Origin of the sequence: Flaviaesturariibacter aridisoli, assembly GCF_004343705.1 — a bacterium.
Taxonomy (GTDB): domain Bacteria; phylum Bacteroidota; class Bacteroidia; order Chitinophagales; family Chitinophagaceae; genus Flavisolibacter; species Flavisolibacter aridisoli.
The window spans coordinates 1-3,528 of sequence record NZ_SKFH01000074.1; the positions used below are offsets into that span (position 1 = coordinate 1).

At 52.9% G+C, this 3,528-nt stretch carries 5 protein-coding genes; 4 read left to right on the plus strand and 1 reads right to left on the minus strand.

What is annotated here, in order from left to right:
* From E0486_RS19160 to E0486_RS18395, 4 genes are all read left to right on the plus strand, one after another.
* A partial coding sequence (locus E0486_RS19160) for a hypothetical protein (RefSeq protein ID WP_207906295.1) occupies nt 1-283 on the plus strand: 283 nt, incomplete at its 5' end.
* Nucleotides 284-386: 103 nt separating this feature from the next.
* The gene (locus E0486_RS18385; protein WP_131854503.1) at nt 387-908 is read left to right on the plus strand and encodes a hypothetical protein; all 522 of its coding nucleotides are present in this window, start codon (nt 387-389) and stop codon (nt 906-908) included.
* Nucleotides 909-1,011: 103 nt separating this feature from the next.
* Nucleotides 1,012-1,533, plus strand: coding sequence for a hypothetical protein (locus tag E0486_RS18390; protein ID WP_131854503.1), 522 nt, complete (start codon nt 1,012-1,014; stop codon nt 1,531-1,533).
* 120 nt (nt 1,534-1,653) lie between these two features.
* Nucleotides 1,654-2,169: a hypothetical protein gene (locus tag E0486_RS18395; protein ID WP_131854505.1), complete on the plus strand. Its 516-nt coding sequence runs from the start codon at nt 1,654-1,656 to the stop codon at nt 2,167-2,169.
* Between the two features lie 456 nt (nt 2,170-2,625).
* Here E0486_RS18395 and E0486_RS18400 read toward each other — a convergent pair.
* Nucleotides 2,626-3,528 (minus strand): IS110 family RNA-guided transposase (locus E0486_RS18400; RefSeq protein WP_131854405.1); only part of this gene is annotated, 903 nt, incomplete at its 5' end.

Consider the following 3,528-nt stretch of genomic DNA (forward strand, 5'->3'; position numbering starts at 1 on the left):
TGGAACTGCAATTGTGGCCACCTTAAAACGCCGCCAGCCATGGGTGGTGCCGACCTTAGCTTTGGTGCTTTTTTATGCCTTGGGCTGGCTTGGGTTCACCGGTTGGCAGCAAGCCAAGCAAATTATCTATTTGCCCATACGTTTGGGCTCTGGATTCTTGCCCTACCTGCTAATCGGGGCCATCATGGTCGTAGCTGGTGTTTGGCTACTCATTTCGGGACTTCGCAGAAATTCCCTTGGTTACGTTGAGCAGCAAGCCGTGGTTGGACCGCACTGCGCTTAACAGGGGCTCTTGCGCTAGCCTGGTTTCCTAAACTTGTATCTTTCCTAAAGCAGACCGGCCAGACGCAAAGCCCTGGTCGTTAAGCGCAATGCTACCGTCTGAGATGCAGAAAAGACCAATTAAATTCCTCAAGCCGTTTCTATTGTACCTCGGAGCCTATTGGTTCTGCGCCTATGGTTGCGAGACCCTAGGCCTGCTTTATGACTGGCGGCTTGTAGAGCTCGCCAAGACAAACCCGAACTGGAGAAATGAGCTCAACGCTGGACAGATTTCTCCGGAGCGTCTTGTTTACCTTCCGGTCGCAAGGGACTTTGCCAATTTGTTAGGGCTCTTGGTTGCAAGTGGAACTGCAATTGTGGCCACCTTAAAACGCCGCCAGCCATGGGTGGTGCCGACCTTAGCTTTGGTGCTTTTTTATGCCTTGGGCTGGCTTGGGTTCACCGGTTGGCAGCAAGCCAAGCAAATTATCTATTTGCCCATACGTTTGGGCTCTGGATTCTTGCCCTACCTGCTAATCGGGGCCATCATGGTCGTAGCTGGTGTTTGGCTACTCATTTCGGGACTTCGCAGAAATTCCCTTGGTTACGTTGAGCAGCAAGCCGTGGTTGGACCGCACTGCGCTTAACAGGGGCTCTTGCGCTAGCCTGGTTTCCTAAACTTGTATCTTTCCTAAAGCAGACCGGCCAGACGCAAAGCCCTGGTCGTTAAGCGCAATGCTACCGTCTGAGATGCAGAAAAGACCAATTAAATTCCTCAAGCCGTTTCTATTGTACCTCGGAGCCTATTGGTTCTGCGCCTATGGTTGCGAGACCCTAGGCCTGCTTTATGACTGGCGGCTTGTAGAGCTCGCCAAGACAAACCCGAACTGGAGAAATGAGCTCAACGCTGGACAGATTTCTCCGGAGCGTCTTGTTTACCTTCCGGTCGCAAGGGACTTTGCCAATTTGTTAGGGCTCTTGGTTGCAAGTGGAACTGCAATTGTGGCCACCTTAAAACGCCGCCAGCCATGGGTGGTGCCGACCTTAGCTTTGGTGCTTTTTTATGCCTTGGGCTGGCTTGGGTTCACCGGTTGGCAGCAAGCCAAGCAAATTATCTATTTGCCCATACGTTTGGGCTCTGGATTCTTGCCCTACCTGCTAATCGGGGCCATCATGGTCGTAGCTGGTGTTTGGCTACTCATTTCGGGACTTCGCAGAAATTCCCTTGGTTACGTTGAGCAGCAAGCCGTGGTTGGACCGCACTGCGCTTAACAGGGGCTCTTGCGCTAGCCTGGTTTCCTAAACTTGTATCTTTCCTAAAGCAGACCGGCCAGACGCAAAGCCCTGGTCGTTAGCAGCAACCCTACACTCCTAAGTTCGTAAGGCGTAACAATGGCATTAACAAAAACAGATCTCAAGTATATTGTCCCGTTTCTTTTATTCGTTGGACTTGGCTTATGGGGATCGTTTCATTTTCCATTTCGGGAGGACAAAAAAGCTCTGGCACTCACGTTTCGATGGTGCTTTCTTCCTTCGCTGGTTCTCGGTGTACTTTACGGTTATTATGGAGGGTACAAACGTGCGCCTGCACAAGCTAAATGGCGCAACGTTCTTGCTGTATTTGCGTTAACGATTTTCGCAACCTTGATTTTTCTTCGCTCTTTCCAAGGCTATATTTTCTTAGCAAATAGATACTTCGGTATGCAAAACGACATCCTTGTGTGGGGTATCATTTCAAAAGTGGACGCTCCCAAGAAAAAGAAGCCTTTGAATTCATACACGATATACCTGGACTGCGGTAACAAGGCTGAAATTGTCTTAGACGTTCCTGGAACGGAATGGCATGAAGGGCTTCCTTTTTCAAAAGTGCTTCGAAAGGGGTCTTTAGGACTTCTCTACGGGAACTAACATTCAATCTTGCCGGGCTGCTGCTAACAGGGGCTCCTATGTAAAGGGATTCGTTGCATGAGGTAACCACTTTATTTTTTTCGGTGCTTCGCGAACCATGATTGCAGGCGGTGTCTCACCGCTTTTTTTATGTGGCAGCAATCATGGTTTGTGAAGCGCAAGCCTGCCCGGCAGGGGCAAGGTTGCCTTGTATGCTCTATTCGCTGCCGGTGTTTTTCTTCCAGGTTGTTTAGTGAAGCAGGCTCCTATGAGCAGTCAACCGACGTGGAGTTGCTGCAGGTCTTTATCAGTAGTTAAGAAAAGGCGGCCGCTGCAGACTGTTGCGGAGCACCTCAGTAAAGAGTGCAGCCCATGTTGAGCAGTCGGCCGCCGGTATGTTTTGGAAGCTTCCATGTAGTTACCTGTCAGAAGAAGTCGGAGGGTTGTTGTTGCTGTTCTAGTAAGGCCTAGGTTTTCTTAGTTGGTTGTTTCTTGTTTGGGTTGCCGTCCTTTCCTTTTCTTCTCCGGCGGCTCCGGTGCGTTGATCTCCTCACTGCTGCCCTGCTCGATGCCCCTCACATACATCCGCCCGGATAGCAACACGGCCCGCATTCTTCGCAGCAGCCTGCGGGCAATGCGGATGAGGGCTTGCTCAGGCTTCATGCGGCTACATAGCTTTTTGTAGGCATCGAGCATGGCCGGGTCCCGTCGGATCAATTGCCACGAAGCTTCCACGAGGTGGCTTCGGAGCTGGTTGTGCCGGCGTTGGGTAATACCGGTGTGCTGCTGCCGCTCACCACTTGAGTGCTCGTCGGGGCAGAGGCCCACGAAGCGGTTGAGGGCGTCGAAATTTTTAAACCGGGCTACGTCGCCGACCTCGAGCGTAAAGAGCTGGGCGGTGATGGGACCGATGCCGGGCACGGAGCGCAGGAGTTGCTCTTGCCGTTCGTAGGCTTCGGTGCGCATGAGGGCGCGCAGCTTCTTTTCGGTTTTCAGTAAGAGAAGCCGCAGGTGGCGCACTTCTTCCAGCATCAGCTCCAGGGTGTCCTGCAGGTCTGCGTCTTTGCTTGCAGTGGCTTCGATCCAGTGGAGGAAGTTGTGGCTCCAGTGCGGGTTGTCAAAGGGCGGGGGTATGGTGACGCCCTGGAAGCGAAGCTCACTCTTCAACCGGTTTTTACAGCGGGTGAGGTCGCCCCAGAGCTTCTTTCTAAAGCGGATGAGGCTTCTGTGCTTCTGCAGCTTTTCGGAGGGTACGTGGATGCCGCGCAAGAGGCCGGCGGCGAGGTGGTTGGCGAGGCGGCGGGCGTCCACCGCATCGGTCTTGCCTCTTCGCTCGGCATCGGTGCCGGGGATGTCGGCGGGATTGACCACGATACACTC